Below are 17,835 nucleotides of genomic sequence, written 5' to 3' on the forward strand. Positions count from 1 at the left end.
GTAAGGTATGCAACACAGTATTTAACCCTAAAAATTATTTTCAAAAGTCCGTTATTTTAAGATGAAGTCTCAAAGGAATACAAGACCTTTAAAACATATAATTGAACGTCTTAATAGAACCTTTAAAGGCAGTTATAGGACAACCTGTGGTTTTAATAGTTCAGATGGTTCTGTAGCATTTGTAACATTATTTGCTGCATATTTTAATTTCCTAAGAACTCATTCAGCACTTAATCAAAAGAAAATATTTAACAATAGACTTCTACTATATTCTTTTCCCTATCACCTATCTTTACCCTTACTTCATCCACTTTTCCTGCTTCACCTTTAAGTTTTCTCAAGTCAAATATCAAAAGATATCCTCTATGCAGACTGTATTGATCTAAATATTCTCCAAGTTGGACAAGTCCTTTTTTATGGTATTCTTCCCCTTGCCATCTCTTTAACTCCAATATATACATTTTTTTATTATAGGTTATAACTATGTCAAACCTTTTTTCCTCTCCACCCTGCACTTCTTTAAATGCAAATCCTGTGCCATTTACTATGGGACTTATAAAGGCTAAAAATAATAACCTGCCATCTGCTTCCAAGAAGGATTCTCTTTTTCTTGAGTATTCATGTTTCATAAACTCCTGGAACTTTATAAGTACCTTTTTCACATCTAAACTCCCGTCTTCTTTTATAAATTTTGACTTGTAATTATATTTAGATATTTCAGCATATTCATTATTTCTTATCACTTTCATCATCATGTGGTTATATATCAGCTGCTCATAAATTTTATTATTTATTTTACAATTTCCATTTTCTTCTTTTAAAATACCATATAATGTTCCTAAATTTACTATCTCATCACTTTTTACATATGTTATATCTTCTCCATCTAAAACTATATTTCTTACAAAATCATATAGTTCTCTATTGTTTTCAATATTTTTAATTAAACTCTGAAAATTTGTATTATCATCATTTAAAAGTTTCTTCACAGCCATATCCATATATTCTTTTTTCCACTTCAAATCGCCCTCTGACATTATTTTTTCATCCATTATTTTGCAGAGCTTACTTACAAGGAAAGGATATCCCGAAGTATAGAAATGGAGTCTTTCTGAGAAATATTCTTTATCCAGTACTACCCCTTTATTTTTTACATAGTCATCCAGCATAGTACCTATTTCTTCTTTTGAAAAACTCATGTCCACATCAAAATCCGAGGCTATATTCCAGGGACTGTTATATTTATGTTCTTCATCCGGTCTTATCTTTATCTTTAAACTTTTCACATCGTGCACCCCTGCCAGTATTACGCTGTGAAATGTAATATCCATTCCTTCATTTCTGAGTAGATACTTGTTTCTAAGCATTCCCAAAAAATCTAAAAACAATTGATTGTTACTGCTTTTATCCACCTCATCTATAATAAAAACTACTTTTTTTTCAGCATATTCTACTAGGTCTGTTATGAATTCACTGAATTCATCCATTTTATTTACCTTATTATTATATTTTCTAATAAACTCCACCATATTTTTTTCTTTACTAAACTTAAAATAATTTATTATCTGTGTCATTACACTTTTTAAAAAACTTTTCATTTCATTATAAGTCTCTGAATCTATTGCCTCAAAGCTTATTTTTATAGGTAAATAATTATTATCCTTTTTTAGTTCCCTATTAAGTAAAAATAATGTAGTAGTCTTTCCATACTGCCTTGGTCTATTTATCACAAAATATTTTCCCTTTTCAATAAGTCTAAAAACTTTATCTAATTTATTTGATATATCTACCATATAGTGCATTTCTGGTATACAGGTTCCCGTTACATTAAATTCCTTTTCCATAACTTTTACACCCCACTTGTATCTATTACCAACTTTATCAGTATATTCTGCCATATATTTTTTTAATTCCTGCATCTATCTACTTATCTTCATCTTCTCCCTTATTATAATCTATAACAATAATATCTTTCCATTATAATTTATATTTTTATTATAGTCATAGAAAGTTAACTTTGTACAAACATTTATTCTTTTTTACAATCATCTAAAGACGACAAAAAAGAACATCCACTTCTGACTGTTCTTACAATAATATACATCTTTTTGATCCTTTCAACTATGCTTTTAGCAGATAAACACTTTTATAGATTTTTTTACTCATAGTGTGACCACATTCTTAAAACTTTTATCATCTTCTCTTCTTCTAATACTTCATAAACTAGCCTATGCTGTATATTTATTCTTCTTGAATAAATTCCTTTTAAATCCACCACTAACTTCTCATATTTAGGTGGGATTTGATAGGGATTTTTAATCATTATCTTTAGTAATTCCTTAGCTTTTTTGTCTAATCCACAAGCATCTAATTTTTTAGCATCTTTTACTGCCTGCTTTGTAAAAACTACTCTATATTCCATCCTATATCCTCTAATGTTTTACATTCTTCAACGAGTTCCTTTTTACCTTCAAGAATACTTTCTTTCATCCCAGGTATTGATACAAGATTCAATGTTTCCTGTATTGCTTCCCAATCTTTTAGACTTAACATAACAACATCTCCATTTTTACTAGTTATCTGTATAGGTTCAGAATTTACTATAGTTTGGTTTATTATATTATATATATCACTTCTAACTGAAGTAACATTAAAAGTCTTCATACAACCACCTCTTTAATTACATTATATGGCACGTTTTTACGAACGCCTATACTTTCAGTAATATTTTATATATTAATTAAATTATTTTTTATCTATACTAAATAAAGAATTGAATGAAATACAAAAAGAGATATTTGACAATGATCTTTATAATTTTGTAACAATCTATATGCAAAAAATTCATAGACTTTTTCAGCATTAATAGCTTTGTTACTGTTGTAATATTGCATAAATATCAACTATTTTAAAATTTCACGATTAATGATGCTTTTATTTCTTGCATCCTTTTTCTATTTAACTATTACAAATTACAAAATCATCTTTAACCTTCTAATTAGCTTTTTTGAAATTTCCTCATTTTCTGTTAATATATACCATAACATAAGTTCTTATGCATCTCTCAATAACGGATATTTTATTCAATGTGGCATCATTCATACACTTTTAATAACTTTTCCAAATCATTAAATTCATTAATATACATTTTTTTGATTCTTTCAACTATGCTTTTAGCAACTGTTTCATCATACATATGAGATGTCCTATTTCTATCTAACATCATCTCAATCCACAAATCTCCATTAGATATTATTTTATGCTTAAAAGCCACTTTTATAGTGCTTCTTGGCGATAAAGCTTCATCTAATACTCCTTGATCCTCTAAATATAGCTTCATAACCTTCCAACTCTGCTCGAATGTAAATTCAAATCTTTGAATAATACCATCTATTATTATATCATCTGTAATGTCTTTTTCTAAAGCTTCTCTTAATCGGCTTAATGCATTTGTAAAATCATATATTCTTTGATCTAATCTCTTCATTATATATAATGACACCTTCTTTTAGTATATTTTTTATTAATTCTTCTTTGCTAAGCTCATTAATGGATAATATATCAAAACTTAGACAAGTATCTAATTCATTTATATCCATATTTATCTTTGCTAAAATTAAATGAGTTACACCTTCACCAAATATACATAAATCTATATCGGAATTATGCCTATTATCCCCTCTAGCTCGGGAGCCAAATAATAAAACTTTTTTAACCTCTGTATATCTACTAAAAATCACTTCTAACTCAGTTTTTAATTTATCATCTATCAATTTTAATCACCCATACTAAAAATATTCATTTTTTATCAATTATATCATATAATTCCCTTATCCTCTTTTTATAAAAGCCGTGAAAAATATGTGTCAAATAAGAAAGTAGATAAAATGCATTAAATGGTTGAATCATAATTAAATTCTCCATAAAATTTTTATTAAAGATGGTAAATCATATCTCTTACCTGTGAAAACCTTCTGAAATTTCTTCTATAGTATTATAATTTTCTATAAATCTTCTTCATTATATTTACTACTTTTTCCATTTTATCTTTATTCTTTTCTAAAAAAATTATGATTTCTTCTATACCAGGCTGTTTGTAAACATGTGCTATTCTATTTCTGTATCTTCTATATACATTTAAAAAATCCAGTAAGTTTTTATCTATAATTTTATTTTCATATAGTTTTATTAAAGATTTTTCCATATCATCACTAATCTTATATAATTTTAGTTCTTTTAAACACATAGATGTAAAACTCTCAATTAATATAAAATACTCTAGAAAGGTTTGTTTTATGGATGATTTTATCAAACTACTTAAATCTTCATCTTCAATTTCCTCTAATTTAAATAGTGCCTTATTTAAAAGACTTATTGTTTCCTCTATATTTTTTATCAAATCATACAATCTAAGCTTATTCATCAAAAATCAAATCCCTTTCTCTGAAGAATCTAAAGGTTTCATTTTCCTTATATACCCTTTCCACCTCCATATAATCTAAATTGTATAACTTACAATGATCATCATCATATATAATTTTTCCATTATCATATATACTAACTTTCATATTTAACTGAGTATCTTCTGATTTTAAATCAACTATATCCACATCTCTACCTAAAAGTTTTTCAAGGGATTCTTCCATAATCATTATTACATCAGTAGTAATTTTATTTTTACTTAAAATTGCAATATCTACATCAGAATATTCTTCAAAATTCTCTGTTAAAATACTGCCAAATACCACAGCTGTGTTTATTTTATTTTGTTTAAATATATCTATTGCCTCTTTTGATTTTAGCTTATCTAATATATTTATTTTACCACTATCCATAGTAATCTTGTCACTTCCTTATTTAATTTTGATATTTCTTTTTTTAGTTGTATTACCTTTTCTTCAGGCAGCTCAGTTATATCAACTATATCTGCTATGCCATCTCCTCGTTTTAGCATTTTTTCAGCTATCTTTATTGTTTTTTCAGTTTCTCCTTCTTCTCTTCCTTTTGTCTCAGCAGCCTTAATTTCTGATTTTTGAATACGGAGTCTTTTTAAATCATTTTCATATATTTCTCTTTCTTCTCTATACGGATACATGATATCAAGCTTTTCTATTGCCTTTTTCACTGCACTATCTTCTGCCAGTTGCTGTGGTATTTTTTCTTTATCTATTTCATAGGCTCTATTTAAAAAAACTGCTCATCCTCTGAAAGTACTGAATTTATAAATGAAATTAATATGTCCTTATTTTCAGGGCTTGCAAATAATTTCTTAAATGCAAAATCTACCTTAGGATTTAACCTGCACATTACAAATCCACCTCTTTTCCATGATTCTCGGCCATTTCTTTCTTACATTTTATCACATTATTTAGAATTTAAACACTAAAAAAATAGCTACTATAATTACATGTGATTATTGACAATTTTACTCTTTTCAAGTGCCTGTTACCCTGGTTTATGATACAATATTGATGACTAATCAAAAACTGCACTGAAATAAGGGGGATACATTTCATGAAAAAATATATAAAAAAGGTACAAGCTATTCTTACAGCATTATTTTTTGTTTTTTCTCTGGTAACACTAAATAACTTTACAGCATTTGCGGCATCAAACAATGAAGTTAATGAATTTCCAGCCAAAAAAAATATATCCATATATAAAAATTGGACAGTTGTTTTTACTTCACCTATAAACCTTAATACTATAAATAACGAAAATATTACAGTAACAGATTCAAATTCAAACTTACAGTCTGTGGATATCAAGCCGGGCAATGATAACAAATCAATTATTATAAATTGCCCTGTTGGAGGATATTCTTCTAATCAAACATATTACATTAACATTAGTAATAAAGTGACTTCTGCAAGTAGCAAACCACTTAAGAAACCAATAAAAATGACATTTACTACATCATCTGAAAAAGAAATTTCTAATATTAATACTGCAGTAATATCAAATAATGTTATTCAGATTGACAAAAATGATTCTGAAAATATTGAATCTCATATTATAAATAAAACTGAAAATGAAAATAACAATCAAGTTATAACTCTAGATAGCACAAATACAGGTCTGAGCAGTTCAAAACCTGGAGACATCTTTTTAATGAAACCCACTAAAGACAATCCTTTGGGTTCTGCCTGCAAAATAATTTCAAATAATACTACCAGTGATGGTAAGAATGTATTAGAAATTGCCCAGCCAAGAATTGATGAAGTGCTCTCTGAAGCTAACTTCAATATTGAAAAATCACTGAATGAAGAAAATTTAATATCTTCAACATTTCCAAAGGGTACTACAATAAGTTTTGTAAAAAGCATTGATTCTGGTAAAAGTGATTTAATAGCCTCATTACATAATAATACATTGGCAGATGTATTTCAGGGTGAAGATATTCATATATCACTTCCACCTAAAGAATATTCTTTAGATGGAATAGAAATTGATAATGAACCTTCTATAGTATTAAGGAGTCCTAAAATAATGACAGCATTGGATATAAAAAAGGTAACAGGAATACCCACCGAAGTGAGAAAACTTGAAGCCAGGCTAAATACTACAATAGAATGTGAAGATAATCTTAACGTTAAAGGAAATGGTGAAATACAAGGTAATAATATCAGTAAACTTTTAGGATGCGACAATAGTAATAAACTAGCATTAGGTAATATAACCCTAAGTGGGGTTGATATGAATAATAAAATAATTCTAGGAAGTATGACTTATCAAATAGGAGCCCTTCCGGTTGAAACAATTTATGGTATAGAAAAGATTCCATTTGGCGCTACTATCTTTTTATATTTGACTTTTGATGGCAAAATTGAAGCTGAAGTAAATGTAAATATGAAGGCATCTTGTTATGTTGATAAAGGCATAGATATAAACGGTACTACAGCAAATAACGAAAAATCCGATAATACCAAAACTAATTTCACAATAAACGGTACTGCCAGCGGCGATTTAAAAATGGGAATAGGAGCAGGTATGGGCCTAATAGCAATGGGCATAGTTCCAGCTGATATAACAGCAGATGTCATAGGAGATATTAATGGTACTGTAAGTGGTGAAGCTGATATACTCAACCAGACATATTCCGGAACAATTGACTGCAATGTATCACTAAAATTATTATCAGAGGGGAATTTTAAAATAGCAATAACAGATGGGAATTTATCTAAAGAACTATCTAAAAAAATAAATTTCCTGGATAAGACTTTGTACGATTGGAAATATACATATCCTAAAACCTCTATTATTCAGGACAATGTAACAAAATTAATAGATTATTTGCCTACTACAGTTAATGGAGAAAAGGGAGTTACATTTGAAACAAGAGATCAACATGGAGTTTATAAAAACATGATAAAAGTTGACAAATATATTGATGAAGAAAGCCATGTATATTGGGGGACTGATAATCCATATTATTATTTACCTGCAATATTAAATGTAGATATGGATAATGAACAATTTCTTGCCCACCCTTCAGCTATTAATAATGCCGGAGTTAATCTAGATAATATAACATGTGTAAAATTAAATGGAAACTATGGTAAAGTGAATGTTTCTGGAATTGCTAATTTAAATAATAGCAGTGGTTCAGTTAGATTCTATATTTATAAAGGAAAAGATAACTACAGTAAACCACTATGGCAATCAATAAATGGTGGAGACTTTAATTTAGACATTCCCTACAATGACGGAGATGAATTATATTTTGGCGTAGATGCCAATGGTGATGACTTATATGATTGGGCAATTTGGCAAAACGTAAGATTTCAAGCTAAAAGCAATAATACAAATTAATATCCTAAAAACAGGGGAATCTTCAATTCACTTGCAGGCATAAAAAATCATTATTAGAATTGTTGAAAAAATAACAACTATATGAATGGAGGATAAATAAGATGAAAAATAAATTTATAACAGGAATTTTGATCAGCACTTTTTTACTATTGGCACCTAGTGTAAAAGCAGCAAACTTTACTGACAATCAAACAGTAGACTCTAATAAAACATGGACAATCAAATTTACGGATGAAGTTAGATTTGATAATACAACCAAAGAAGGAATAACTGTAACGGATACCAAAGGTGCCACAATAAATATAGGTATTCAATTGGGACAAGACAGTAAGACAGTTATAGTGACGGCTCCAGAAAGTGGATATACAAAAGGTGAGAGTTATATATTGAATGTTGGAAGCAAAGCCCATTCCATTAAAGGTAAAGCATTAAAGAATGAATATAAATTACATTTTAATATTAAAAAAGATACTAATAATAATATAGTAACATTTAAGGATGCAAATTTAGAACAAGAAATAAGAACTATAATAAATAAGCCTACTGGAGATATTTATAAAAGTGATGTTGAAAACATTAAAGAACTGGATATTGAACTAGGTGGAATACAAGACATAAGTGGAATTGAAAGTTTAACCAATTTACAAAAACTTGATTTATACGGTAATAAAATCAGTGATATAACTGTATTAAAAGATTTAACTAATTTACAAGAATTGAATTTAGGTTATAATAAAATCAATGATATAACTACACTAAAAAACTTGACCAATTTACAAAAATTAGATCTATATGTCAATCAAATAAGTGACATAAGCGCATTAAAAGACTTAACTAATTTAAAAACCCTTGATTTAGAGGACAACCTAATTAGTAATATAAGTATATTAGAAGGATTATATAATTTAAAAATACTTGATTTAGATTATAATAAAATCAGCAATATAAGTGCACTAAAGGGATTATATAACTTACAAAATATTAGTGCATACAAAAATCAAATAAGTGACATAAGCGCACTAAAAGGATTGTATAATTTAAAAACGCTTGATTTAACAGATAATCAAATAAGTGACATAAATGTACTAAAAGGACTATATAATTTAAGAACACTTTACCTGGGAGATAACCAAATTAGTGATACTGATAAACAATTATTACAAAATGCACTTTCAAATTGTACTATTAAATATATAAGAGATTATAAATAAAAAAATACTAGGGACCTTGGGACAGGTCCCTAGTGTGTTATGCCCCTTTGTTCAATATTTTTAGAGCCTTTAAAAAATTTTGTGTAAAGTGAATAAAAAGTACTCTTTCACAGCAATAATTTTAGATGATAAGTTTACAATTATTTACATGAAGGAGTGATTTTTTATGTCGAATATTTCTAAAGAAATTTTAAGGAATTATGTCAATGAACAAAAATTTAAAAGCCCTGATGAAGTATTAGCTGCCATGAAAGAAATGTTTAAGGATGTACTTCAAGAAGCATTGGAAGCAGAAATGGATACACAACTTGGATATAATAAATACAATGTAACTGAAAAACAAACAACTAACAGTAGAAATGGATACTCTAAAAAAACTATAAAATCTGAACTAGGTCCTGTTGAACTCAATATACCCCGGGATAGAAGTGGTGAATATAAACCTAAAATTATTCCCAAGTATAAAAGAAATGTGACTGGCATTGAAGATAAAGTCATGGCTCTATATGCAGCAGGAATGACTACAAGAGATATATCAGAACAGGTAAAAAATCTTTATGACGTAGATCTTTCTCCAGAAATGGTATCCAATATAACAAATAGAATTCTTCCAGTGGTTGCAGAATAGCAAAACAGAGCACTTGAAAAAACTTATTCTTTTGTATTTATGGATGCAATTCACTATAAAGTGCGGGAAGATAAGCGAATTATAGTTAAGGCTGCCTATGTGGTACTTGGTGTAAATATGGATGGACAAAAAGAAGTACTTGGTATATGGATAGGTGCAAATGAAAGCAGTAAATTCTGGCTTTCAGTACTCAATGACCTTAAAAATAGGGGAGTTTGCAATGTGCTTGTATTCTGTGTAGATGGACTGAATGGATTTAAAGAGGCAATAGGAGCTGTATATCCTTTTGCCAAAATCCAGAGATGTATAATCCATCAGCTGAGAAGCAGTATGAAATACATACCATATAAAGATAAAAAGGCATTTGCAAAAGACTTAAAAGCTGTCTATGGTGCAGTAAATGAGGATGCCGCACTTGAGAATCTCATGGATGCAAAAGAAAAATGGGAAGGTAAATATCCAAATGCCATAAAAAGCTGGGAAGACAACTGGGATAACCTTGTAACTTTTTTTATGTTTCCTGATTATATCCGTAAAATCATGTATACTACAAATGCCATAGAGAGCCTTAACAGTCAGTTCAGGAAAGTAACCAAAGCTAAACTTATATTTCCAAATGACGATAGTCTCATGAAAATGCTGTACCTTGCCACGCAGAGAACAAGCAAGAAATGGACTCGTTCCTATGAAAATTGGGATATGGTTGTAAACCAGCTTAATATATTATTCAGCGAAATATTGAACAAAGGAGCATAATCCACCAGGGACTCTGTCCCCGGACCCCTGAGGTTTATCGCATATGTTCTGCCAGGAACGGATAAAACGGATAGTTTTCATCCTATCCGTTCCTGCATAGAACACCAATAGTCGCTCAGGTTGCTCCTCAGCATTGCCCTATATTATTATTGGCATGTATATTATTAACCAAAAGTGGATATAATATACAATATAATACTGATTAATAATTCGCAGTTATCCATATCAATTTGCATTAACTTACAAATCACAACATCTCAAAATTATTTGTCTAAAGAAAGAGAATACACATAATTATTTTCACGGCCTATTTTCATGAAATTCAATTTAAAAAGTATTTTTCCAGTTCCTCCACCTTTTCCATATCAAACAGATTCACAGCTATAATATCCAAGGCTTCATCTGATAAACTATTTATTTTATGGGTATAACCATCTGGAAGTTTAGTAAATTTCTTAACAAGCATTTTAGTAATCAATTCTGACTTACCTTCTTTTCTACCTTCTTTTCTGCCTTCTTTTCTACCTTCTTTTCTACCTTCTTTTCTACCCTCTCTTCTGCCTTCTTCCAACCCTGTTTCTCTGCCTTCCCTTATGATATTATCTATAGTTTTACCTAAATTAGATACCATAGAATCAACCTCCCCTTGACTGGATTTTTCCAATATCTCTTCTATCTTTATTTTAGATTCACTGTCTAATCTCGGCTTTATTATACTTTTAAGCCATGCTTTAAGAATGTCAAATTGTTCTGGAGTTATCTTTTTAAGTACATATGCTGTCAATCTCAGTCTCTTTACCAAATCTTCCTTACTTATTTCCTTGTCAAGCAAAAATACCGTAGATACCATGTTCGCCATATCTTCAAGCTGTTCTTCATTATATCTGTAAATATCAAACAACATATACCTGAAGTCTATTACATTTTCACCAAACAGCTTGCTTCCACTCAATACATCCTTGAAATTTTTACAGGCAGTCCATGTATTTTTACCATTGTAAAGTACCATAGGAATAATAGATGGAAGTTTAAAATCTTTTTTACTCCTGTCATTCTTTGAAGTATTTTTAAGTATTTCTCTCCATATCTCTACCATATAAAATAGTAATCTCATGGGCATCCTGTAATCCACACGAGATTGAAATTCTAAAAAACAGCTATCAGAATGTGCATTACACCTGACAACTATTTTAGACAAATTTAAAATAGTTATACATTTTTTAGAGGTGACTGTCACCCTACGAACTTGCTACTACACCTCTGGGGTACTTGCGAAGGTTTGCCTGAGTTTGCTGTGAGGTACTATCTGCTAACTGATTAACTTCATGACATCACTACTATCTAGATTTGAACTCTGAGAATATAATGCTTTGTTCGCATATACTATTCTTCCGCCTGACTATTTCTAAGCTGAGTCTTTAATCTATCTATTTTAAAAGTATCAGAATCTATTATATTTTGATTCAATAGTCTATCATTCAAATCGCTAATCTTTTTAACTTTTTTGTTATGAGTATTAACTAATTTAATTTTATTAATTACACTTGAAATTCCAATCATTTATAATTGCATTATCGTACACTAAAAGAAAATATTTAACAATAGACTTCCACTATATTCTTTTCCCTATCACCTATCTTTACCCTTACTTCATCCACTTTTCCTGCTTCACCTTTAAGTTTTCTCAAGTCAAATATCAAAAGATATCCTCTATGCAGACTGTATTGATCTAAATATTCTCCAAGTTGGACAAGTCCTTTTTTATGGTATTCTTCTCCTTGCCATCTCTTTAACTCCAATATATACATTTTTTTATTATAGGTTATAACTATATCAAACCTTTTTTCCTCTCCACCCTGCACTTCTTTAAATGTAAATCCTGTGCCATTTACTATGGGACTTATAAAGGCTAAAAATAATAATCTGCCATCTGCTTCCAAAAAGGATTCTCTTTTTCTTGAGTATTCGTGTTTCATAAACTCCTGGAACTTTATAAGTACCTTTTCACATCTAAACTGCCGTCTTCTTTTATAAATTTTGACTTGTAATTATATTTAGATATTTCAGCATATTCATTATTTCTTATCACTTTCATCATCATGTGGTTATATATCAGCTGCTCATAAATTTTATTATTTATTTTACCACCATCCATAGTAATATTGTCACTTCCTTATTTAATTTTAATATTTCTTTTTTAGTTGTATTACCTTTTCCATGGTTCTCGCCCTTTCTTTCCTACATTTTATCACATTATCCATGATTTAAACACTTAAAAAATAGTTATCACAATATACAATTTCAACGCGTCAATATTAGATAATGTTTAATATTGGTTATAAATGTGATAAAATGTAATTATTATAGGAAATTTATTTGATCACTACCATTGCTAACACCCCTATCTTCTATCAAAGTGGGGGATTAAGCACTGCTACGCACCTCGATAAGTTCTTCTAAGGTTTATCTGGAGAAAGGTCTTCTTTATAATCAAACTTCATCTGAATCTAAGGATCACTTGATAATGTTGTATTTAACTATTATATGTTGATTATTCCAAACTTTACTTTTAATCTATATGATGGTAATATATATACTATAATTTAATATTATACGAAAGGAAATGATATTATGAATAACAAAATTAAATTTCTAATTCCGGTTTTATGTGGCGTACTTTTATCTTCTAATCTAGTCATGACAAAAGTACATGCTTCTGAAAATGTTAATGAAATCCCAAAAATATCAACTAATTCTAATACTACAGAGGAAAATATTGTTACTGAACCAATTTTACCCAAACTAAATTTAAAAGAAATCTCTAATGAAATTCTAAAAAATTCATCTCAGAATAACAAAAACTATTCCAACACAAAATCTAATGGGTTAGCTGCTGAAACAAATTATACACCTTTTATCAACTATCTAGACCAAGTATTACAAAATAAATATAATACACCACAAAATGAAAGCGTTGCTACAGCCTTTGAAAAAATAAAACAAGCTAATCCATCTATAGATTATTCATCAAGACTCACAGCTATTGCTTCCCAGTATGTTTATAGTACTACCATTAACGGTGTCACCCAAGATTTTTATGTAATGGAAATTGTGTATACTACTAGTTTTTATGTAGAAGATCATGGTCTTATTATTTATAATCAAAATCACAAAAGTCATCCTCTCTACGATAATGGACTTTATAAAAAAGGATTTGATGGCCTTTGCTATGGTAATCCAAATGGTAACTATACTTATCTAAGTGTTAGAGCTGGGACTTTATCTGCTTATGTTCCAATTTATACAAGCGATGGTTCTGGGGGTAAAATATGGGGAGAATATAGAGATTTTTATTTATTTGACTTTTTCAATCCATCAATTAACTTAAAGACAAGTGGTGGATATGACCCTAACGCAGTTCATCCTTACTTTGTTAGCTGGGTAACTGCAGGAAATAGAATTATTTATGGTAGGGCATTTTGGTTTAATGATAACAGCGGCAGTAATATTCTTAAAAGAATTGATAGAATAACTGGCGCTGAAGTATCAAATAATAATATATCATTTAGAACAAATAATGAATTCGAAAGCGGTACTGCACTAACTTATGATACATATACTTACACCTCTACCGCTCCTGAAAATCCCGGAACATATACAATAGATTTAAATACTTTACAAGTTCTTAATTAACATATTAAAAAGTATCCTGAGCAATATAGATACTGTAAAAACGGATAGGATTAAAACTATCCGTTTTATTCATGCTCTTTTCTATAAGTTTTTTTCACTCCATAAAAAAAATCTACCTCAAAAGTTTAGTCCCCTCTATCCATTTCCTTGTTTCCTCAATTCCTTGTTCCAGTGTATACTTAGGCTGCCACCCAATAAGTTTTTTAGCTTTAGAATAATCACACTTTAATTTCATTATTTCGCTCTGAGGATGAATGTGTTTTACATGATTTATTTTAATTTTAGAACCACATATAATATCTGCAAGTTCATTTATAGTAACATCCCTACCAGTTCCTGCATTAACTATTTGTCCATTTACTTTTTCAGAATATCCAGATTCAACTACAAAATCAGCACAGTCTTTTACATAGAGTAAATCCCTGGTCTGTTCACCGGAACCATATATATTTATATCTCTACCATGAAGTACATTATTTATAAATATAGCCACAACCCCACCTTCACCTCCAGTTTTTTGAAAAGACCCATAAGTATTAAAAGGTCTTATAACCACAGCAGGAAGCTTATATGCATTATAATAAGAAAGCACCATATTTTCCGCGGCAATTTTACTTCCACCATAGGGTGATACTGGTTTTACCGGATGTGTTTCAGAAATTCCTTCATCTTTTGATACATCATATACCATACAGGTACTCATAAATACTATTTTACAAGGATAGGTATCTTCATTAGGATCAAGTACCCAGCTGTTTCCATCCATTCTTCCTCTTTTTCCAAACATCTGATATCTGGCCTTTTCAAGTATATTGAAGGTTCCTAAAGTATCATTGAAAAATGTAGTTTCAGGATCATCGATACTATCCTGTACATTTATAGATGCCGCAAGATGATATATTATATCAAATTTATTCTTAAATACCTCATCCAACTTGTTTTTATCCTTTATATCCCCACCTATAAATTTAAAATGGGTATTATTTTTAAATTCTTCTATATTTTCAAGTGTTCCATTGGAAAGATTATCTAATACAGTAACTGAATCATTTTCATTTAACAATCTTTTTGTAACCCAACGACCTATAAATCCTGCTCCTCCTGTTACAAGTGTATTCATATAATTAACCTCCCCTTGAAGTTACAAATCATTTATAGTTTTATTATCGTCATTTTTCTGTAAAAATTTATAATTAAAATTTTTTATGAATATACCAATAATTTAATATGTTTATCTATTCTAAAATTACTCAGAAAAAAGGTAGACAATGTTGAATCTAGATATACCTTATAATAGAATTTTTTACAATACAAGTACCACAGATTTTTATTTTGATGGAACATCCTTTTCAAAACTGGATCTCACACTATCTGCATCAAACATTAATTTTTTACATGATATCAGTGAAATTTTTGATGAGGTACATATTCAATATGGATATATAAAAGAACTGCTCAATTCCGCCAATCCTGATGATCCTGAATTTATTGAAAATTATGCTCTAAGATATGTAAAGATAAGATCGAAAATTTCAAAAGAATAAACCTTCTGGATAAAAGTCTCTAATGATGCATTAAATTGCACATCAGATAAGCTATCCCTTAACTTTGAAAATTTTTTTAATCATTTATCCAGGAATGGCCAGAAGAAAACTCAGATTCTAAAATATTTGATAGAAAAACATTAAAAAATAATGTATTATCCATGTCAGATGAAGTTATTTCAATAGTCAAACAAGCATTCAAAGACAAAGTATTAAAGGTTATAAAAATCAGGAAAACTGATGCAGCCGATTTAAGTTTTCTTAACTTAATAGACGCACTAGTTTTAAAAACAAAAATATTGTACTTATAGACAAATTACCTGAGAGTTTTAAAGATAAACGGAAATAAAATAAGCATATACCTTTGCAAATACTTATTCTATTGGCAATTACAGCAAAGATGAAACGAAAGGGGGCTGTCGGCATTAGGGAACGTACCTAGGATTGTGTAAAACAAATCAAGGTACGTTATTTAAATGTATGGGTAGCTGGTAATAATGGTAATAATAAGTATGAAATATTACTAGAGAGGAGAAAAGAAAAATATGAATGTATTGGAAATAGCTGATATAGATTTAAAAAAAGAATTGAAAAAATGCAACAGCATGGAAGATTTAGTAGGAAAAAACGGGCTGATGCAAAGATTATTTGGAGGTATAATACAGCAATTCCTAGAGGCAGAAATGGAAGAACATCTTGGAAGAGAAAAATATGATAGGCTATCAGGAGAAGACAAAAACTATAGAAATGGATATAGTTCTAAAAATATTAGAACTAGCTTTGGCGGCGTTAAGGTGGATGTGCCAAGGGATAGGAAAGCTGAATTTGAGCCTAAGATAGTGAAAAAATATGAAACAGTCTGCAATGAACTTGATGCAAGGATTATATGCTAGGGGAATGTCTGTAGATGATATCAAATCAGAAATAGATGAACTTTACGGAATAGATATATCTCCTTCAATGATATCTAAAATTACTGATAAAGTTATGGATACAGCCGCAGCATGGCAGAATAGATCCCTTGATGAGATCTATCCAATAGTATATATGGACGCTATACATTTTAAAGTAAGAGAAGAACATAGAATCGTTAGTAAAGCTGCATATATATGTATGGCACTTGATGTAAAAGGACGTAAAGACATACTTGGTATATGGATTGGTGGAGCTGAAGGTGCAAAGTACTGGCTCTCTGTATGCAATGACCTTAAAAACAGGGGAGTTAAAGATATACTAATAGCATGTATGAATGGACTCAAAGGACTACCACAGGCCATAAAGGCAGTCTTCCCTGAAGTAAATATACAAAATTGTATAATACATCAGATAAGAAATTCTATGAAGTATATACCTTCAAAAAATATTAAAGCTTTTATGAAGGATTTAAAAAATGTATACAAAGCAGTTAATGAGACAATGGCTGTGCAGGCACTTGAAGTATTAGAAACTACATGGGGAGACAAATATCCTGTAGCTGTACAATTATGGAAGAATAACTGGGAAATCTATCCACTTATTTTGATTTTCCACCAGAAATAAGAAAAATAATATATACTACTAATGCTTTAGAAGGCTTCAACAGGCAGCTTAGGAAGTTCACTAAGGTAAGAACTGTATTTCCTACGGACGATTCCCTTATTAAAGCTCTTTATCTAGCCACAGAGCAAATAATGGTCAAATGGACATCGACATCTCCTAACTTGGCTAATACCCTGGCTCAACTGACTATAATGTTTCAAGATAGAATTGAGTCCCATATATAAAGCCTGTACTATTTTGCATAAAAGTGAATAATAATATTATTATTGCAAACAATACTATTATTACAAAGCTACACTATCTCATTATTTAGTTATTCCCTAAAAAATAAAAATTACTATAGAAACGTATCCCATAGTAATTTCCAATTAGCTTTTATCATTTCTATTCTATTTTACACATACCTGTGTATGTTCTCTCGCATTAGCATTTTTTATGCTAATGCGACAGCCCCTATCTATGTTATTATTTGTCAAATTAGGATCTGCTGAAATATTAGACATTATCTCAGTTATCTGCATTGCATTTTCTAATCCTTTATTAATAGTCATTTTCATAATTACTATTCCTACTATATCCTGCCAAAGCTTTGACTGATTCATCACAATTGACATTTCCGCTATATCCATATAAACACATACCTGATAACTAT

18 protein-coding genes and 4 pseudogenes are annotated in these 17,835 nt (G+C 29.6%); 8 read left to right on the forward strand and 14 right to left on the reverse strand.

The window, feature by feature from the left end:
* Positions 1 to 248 precede the first annotated feature (248 nt).
* The 9 genes from CKL_RS10165 to CKL_RS21290 form a co-directional block, all read right to left on the reverse strand.
* On the reverse strand, positions 249 to 1,844 hold the full coding sequence (locus CKL_RS10165; protein ID WP_172634796.1) for an AAA-like domain-containing protein: 1,596 nt from the start codon (positions 1,842 to 1,844) through the stop codon (positions 249 to 251).
* 314 nt (positions 1,845 to 2,158) lie between these two features.
* The gene (locus tag CKL_RS10170; RefSeq protein WP_012102410.1) at positions 2,159 to 2,422 is read right to left on the reverse strand and encodes a Txe/YoeB family addiction module toxin; all 264 of its coding nucleotides are present in this window, start codon (positions 2,420 to 2,422) and stop codon (positions 2,159 to 2,161) included.
* The gene (locus tag CKL_RS10175) at positions 2,407 to 2,664 is read right to left on the reverse strand and encodes a type II toxin-antitoxin system Phd/YefM family antitoxin (RefSeq protein ID WP_012102411.1); all 258 of its coding nucleotides are present in this window, start codon (positions 2,662 to 2,664) and stop codon (positions 2,407 to 2,409) included. The genes CKL_RS10170 and CKL_RS10175 overlap by 16 nt, the downstream gene beginning before the upstream one ends.
* A 430-nt stretch (positions 2,665 to 3,094) precedes the next feature.
* Positions 3,095 to 3,487, reverse strand: a complete 393-nt coding sequence (locus CKL_RS10180; protein WP_012102412.1) for a nucleotidyltransferase substrate binding protein — start codon at positions 3,485 to 3,487, stop codon at positions 3,095 to 3,097.
* Positions 3,459 to 3,773, reverse strand: a complete 315-nt coding sequence (locus CKL_RS10185) for a nucleotidyltransferase family protein (protein WP_012102413.1) — start codon at positions 3,771 to 3,773, stop codon at positions 3,459 to 3,461. The genes CKL_RS10180 and CKL_RS10185 overlap by 29 nt, the downstream gene beginning before the upstream one ends.
* 221 nt (positions 3,774 to 3,994) lie before the next feature.
* On the reverse strand, positions 3,995 to 4,423 hold the full coding sequence (locus CKL_RS10190) for a HepT-like ribonuclease domain-containing protein (RefSeq protein WP_012102414.1): 429 nt from the start codon (positions 4,421 to 4,423) through the stop codon (positions 3,995 to 3,997).
* Positions 4,416 to 4,835 (reverse strand): type VII toxin-antitoxin system MntA family adenylyltransferase antitoxin, encoded by a 420-nt coding sequence (gene mntA / locus CKL_RS10195; RefSeq protein ID WP_012102415.1) that lies wholly within the window; start codon positions 4,833 to 4,835, stop codon positions 4,416 to 4,418. Before mntA ends, CKL_RS10190 begins: the two co-directional genes overlap by 8 nt.
* Positions 4,817 to 5,125 carry a hypothetical protein gene (locus tag CKL_RS21285; protein WP_012102416.1) on the reverse strand — a complete coding sequence of 103 codons (309 nt, stop codon included), beginning with the start codon at positions 5,123 to 5,125 and terminating at the stop codon, positions 4,817 to 4,819. The genes mntA and CKL_RS21285 overlap by 19 nt, the downstream gene beginning before the upstream one ends.
* Before the next feature lie 59 nt (positions 5,126 to 5,184).
* Positions 5,185 to 5,307 (reverse strand): Rpn family recombination-promoting nuclease/putative transposase, encoded by a 123-nt coding sequence (locus CKL_RS21290; RefSeq protein ID WP_242649414.1) that lies wholly within the window; start codon positions 5,305 to 5,307, stop codon positions 5,185 to 5,187.
* A 207-nt stretch (positions 5,308 to 5,514) separates the two neighbouring features.
* On the opposite strand from CKL_RS21290, the gene CKL_RS10205 reads away from it, so the two are divergent.
* From CKL_RS10205 to CKL_RS19855, 3 genes and pseudogenes are all read left to right on the forward strand, one after another.
* A complete protein-coding gene (locus CKL_RS10205) occupies positions 5,515 to 7,812 on the forward strand; it encodes an Ig-like domain-containing protein (protein WP_012102417.1) in 2,298 nt (765 codons plus the stop codon).
* A 101-nt stretch (positions 7,813 to 7,913) separates the two neighbouring features.
* Positions 7,914 to 9,023 (forward strand): leucine-rich repeat domain-containing protein, encoded by a 1,110-nt coding sequence (locus CKL_RS10210; protein ID WP_012102418.1) that lies wholly within the window; start codon positions 7,914 to 7,916, stop codon positions 9,021 to 9,023.
* Between the two features lie 166 nt (positions 9,024 to 9,189).
* Positions 9,190 to 10,407 (forward strand): annotated as a pseudogene (locus CKL_RS19855) (IS256 family transposase).
* Between the two features lie 322 nt (positions 10,408 to 10,729).
* Here CKL_RS19855 and CKL_RS10225 read toward each other — a convergent pair.
* From CKL_RS10225 to CKL_RS10230, 3 genes and pseudogenes are all read right to left on the reverse strand, one after another.
* Positions 10,730 to 11,605, reverse strand: coding sequence for an Rpn family recombination-promoting nuclease/putative transposase (locus CKL_RS10225; RefSeq protein ID WP_070104658.1), 876 nt, complete (start codon positions 11,603 to 11,605; stop codon positions 10,730 to 10,732).
* A 185-nt stretch (positions 11,606 to 11,790) separates the two neighbouring features.
* Entirely contained in the window at positions 11,791 to 11,967 is a 177-nt protein-coding gene (locus tag CKL_RS20795) for a hypothetical protein (protein ID WP_012102422.1), read from the reverse strand.
* A gap of 35 nt (positions 11,968 to 12,002) precedes the next feature.
* A pseudogene (locus tag CKL_RS10230) lies at positions 12,003 to 12,550 on the reverse strand (AAA family ATPase); the annotation flags it as partial.
* Between the two features lie 488 nt (positions 12,551 to 13,038).
* Between CKL_RS10230 and CKL_RS10235 the strand changes: the two are divergent.
* Positions 13,039 to 14,100: a hypothetical protein gene (locus CKL_RS10235; RefSeq protein WP_012102425.1), complete on the forward strand. Its 1,062-nt coding sequence runs from the start codon at positions 13,039 to 13,041 to the stop codon at positions 14,098 to 14,100.
* Between the two features lie 112 nt (positions 14,101 to 14,212).
* Here CKL_RS10235 and CKL_RS10240 read toward each other — a convergent pair whose 3' ends face one another.
* Positions 14,213 to 15,220 carry a dTDP-glucose 4,6-dehydratase gene (locus CKL_RS10240; protein ID WP_012102426.1) on the reverse strand — a complete coding sequence of 336 codons (1,008 nt, stop codon included), beginning with the start codon at positions 15,218 to 15,220 and terminating at the stop codon, positions 14,213 to 14,215.
* A gap of 148 nt (positions 15,221 to 15,368) precedes the next feature.
* On the opposite strand from CKL_RS10240, the gene CKL_RS10245 reads away from it, so the two are divergent.
* The 4 genes and pseudogenes from CKL_RS10245 to CKL_RS21715 all read left to right on the forward strand — a co-directional run.
* A complete protein-coding gene (locus tag CKL_RS10245; protein ID WP_012620564.1) occupies positions 15,369 to 15,644 on the forward strand; it encodes a hypothetical protein in 276 nt (91 codons plus the stop codon).
* A gap of 161 nt (positions 15,645 to 15,805) precedes the next feature.
* Complete coding sequence (locus CKL_RS20800) at positions 15,806 to 15,955, forward strand: hypothetical protein (protein WP_155814026.1); 150 nt, start codon at positions 15,806 to 15,808, stop codon at positions 15,953 to 15,955.
* Positions 15,956 to 16,279: 324 nt separating this feature from the next.
* Positions 16,280 to 17,090: pseudogene (locus CKL_RS10250) on the forward strand (IS256 family transposase); the annotation flags it as partial.
* 39 nt (positions 17,091 to 17,129) lie between these two features.
* Positions 17,130 to 17,407, forward strand: a pseudogene (locus tag CKL_RS21715) (transposase); the annotation flags it as partial.
* Between the two features lie 165 nt (positions 17,408 to 17,572).
* Here the strand turns inward: CKL_RS21715 and CKL_RS10255 are convergent.
* The gene (locus CKL_RS10255; protein WP_012102431.1) at positions 17,573 to 17,812 is read right to left on the reverse strand and encodes a YjfB family protein; all 240 of its coding nucleotides are present in this window, start codon (positions 17,810 to 17,812) and stop codon (positions 17,573 to 17,575) included.
* Positions 17,813 to 17,835 lie beyond the last annotated feature (23 nt).

It is taken from the genome of Clostridium kluyveri DSM 555 (assembly GCF_000016505.1).
GTDB lineage: Bacteria > Bacillota > Clostridia > Clostridiales > Clostridiaceae > Clostridium_B > Clostridium_B kluyveri.

Excerpts from the sequence above, each read along its gene's own strand:
- CKL_RS10165 (WP_172634796.1), bottom strand. The coding sequence starts at position 1,844 with ATGGAAAAGGAATTTAATGTAACGGGAACCTGTATACCAGAAATGCAC.
- CKL_RS20800 (WP_155814026.1), top strand. The coding sequence starts at position 15,806 with ATGTCAGATGAAGTTATTTCAATAGTCAAACAAGCATTCAAAGACAAA.
- CKL_RS10235 (WP_012102425.1), top strand. The coding sequence starts at position 13,039 with ATGAATAACAAAATTAAATTTCTAATTCCGGTTTTATGTGGCGTACTT.
- CKL_RS10245 (WP_012620564.1), top strand. The coding sequence starts at position 15,369 with ATGTTGAATCTAGATATACCTTATAATAGAATTTTTTACAATACAAGT.
- CKL_RS10205 (WP_012102417.1), top strand. The coding sequence starts at position 5,515 with ATGAAAAAATATATAAAAAAGGTACAAGCTATTCTTACAGCATTATTT.
- CKL_RS21290 (WP_242649414.1), bottom strand. The coding sequence starts at position 5,307 with ATGTGCAGGTTAAATCCTAAGGTAGATTTTGCATTTAAGAAATTATTT.
- mntA (WP_012102415.1), bottom strand. The coding sequence starts at position 4,835 with ATGGATAGTGGTAAAATAAATATATTAGATAAGCTAAAATCAAAAGAG.
- CKL_RS10180 (WP_012102412.1), bottom strand. The coding sequence starts at position 3,487 with ATGAAGAGATTAGATCAAAGAATATATGATTTTACAAATGCATTAAGC.
- CKL_RS10255 (WP_012102431.1), bottom strand. The coding sequence starts at position 17,812 with ATGGATATAGCGGAAATGTCAATTGTGATGAATCAGTCAAAGCTTTGG.
- CKL_RS10190 (WP_012102414.1), bottom strand. The coding sequence starts at position 4,423 with ATGAATAAGCTTAGATTGTATGATTTGATAAAAAATATAGAGGAAACA.
- CKL_RS10170 (WP_012102410.1), bottom strand. The coding sequence starts at position 2,422 with ATGGAATATAGAGTAGTTTTTACAAAGCAGGCAGTAAAAGATGCTAAA.
- CKL_RS20795 (WP_012102422.1), bottom strand. The coding sequence starts at position 11,967 with ATGATTGGAATTTCAAGTGTAATTAATAAAATTAAATTAGTTAATACT.
- CKL_RS10175 (WP_012102411.1), bottom strand. The coding sequence starts at position 2,664 with ATGAAGACTTTTAATGTTACTTCAGTTAGAAGTGATATATATAATATA.
- CKL_RS10210 (WP_012102418.1), top strand. The coding sequence starts at position 7,914 with ATGAAAAATAAATTTATAACAGGAATTTTGATCAGCACTTTTTTACTA.
- CKL_RS10240 (WP_012102426.1), bottom strand. The coding sequence starts at position 15,220 with ATGAATACACTTGTAACAGGAGGAGCAGGATTTATAGGTCGTTGGGTT.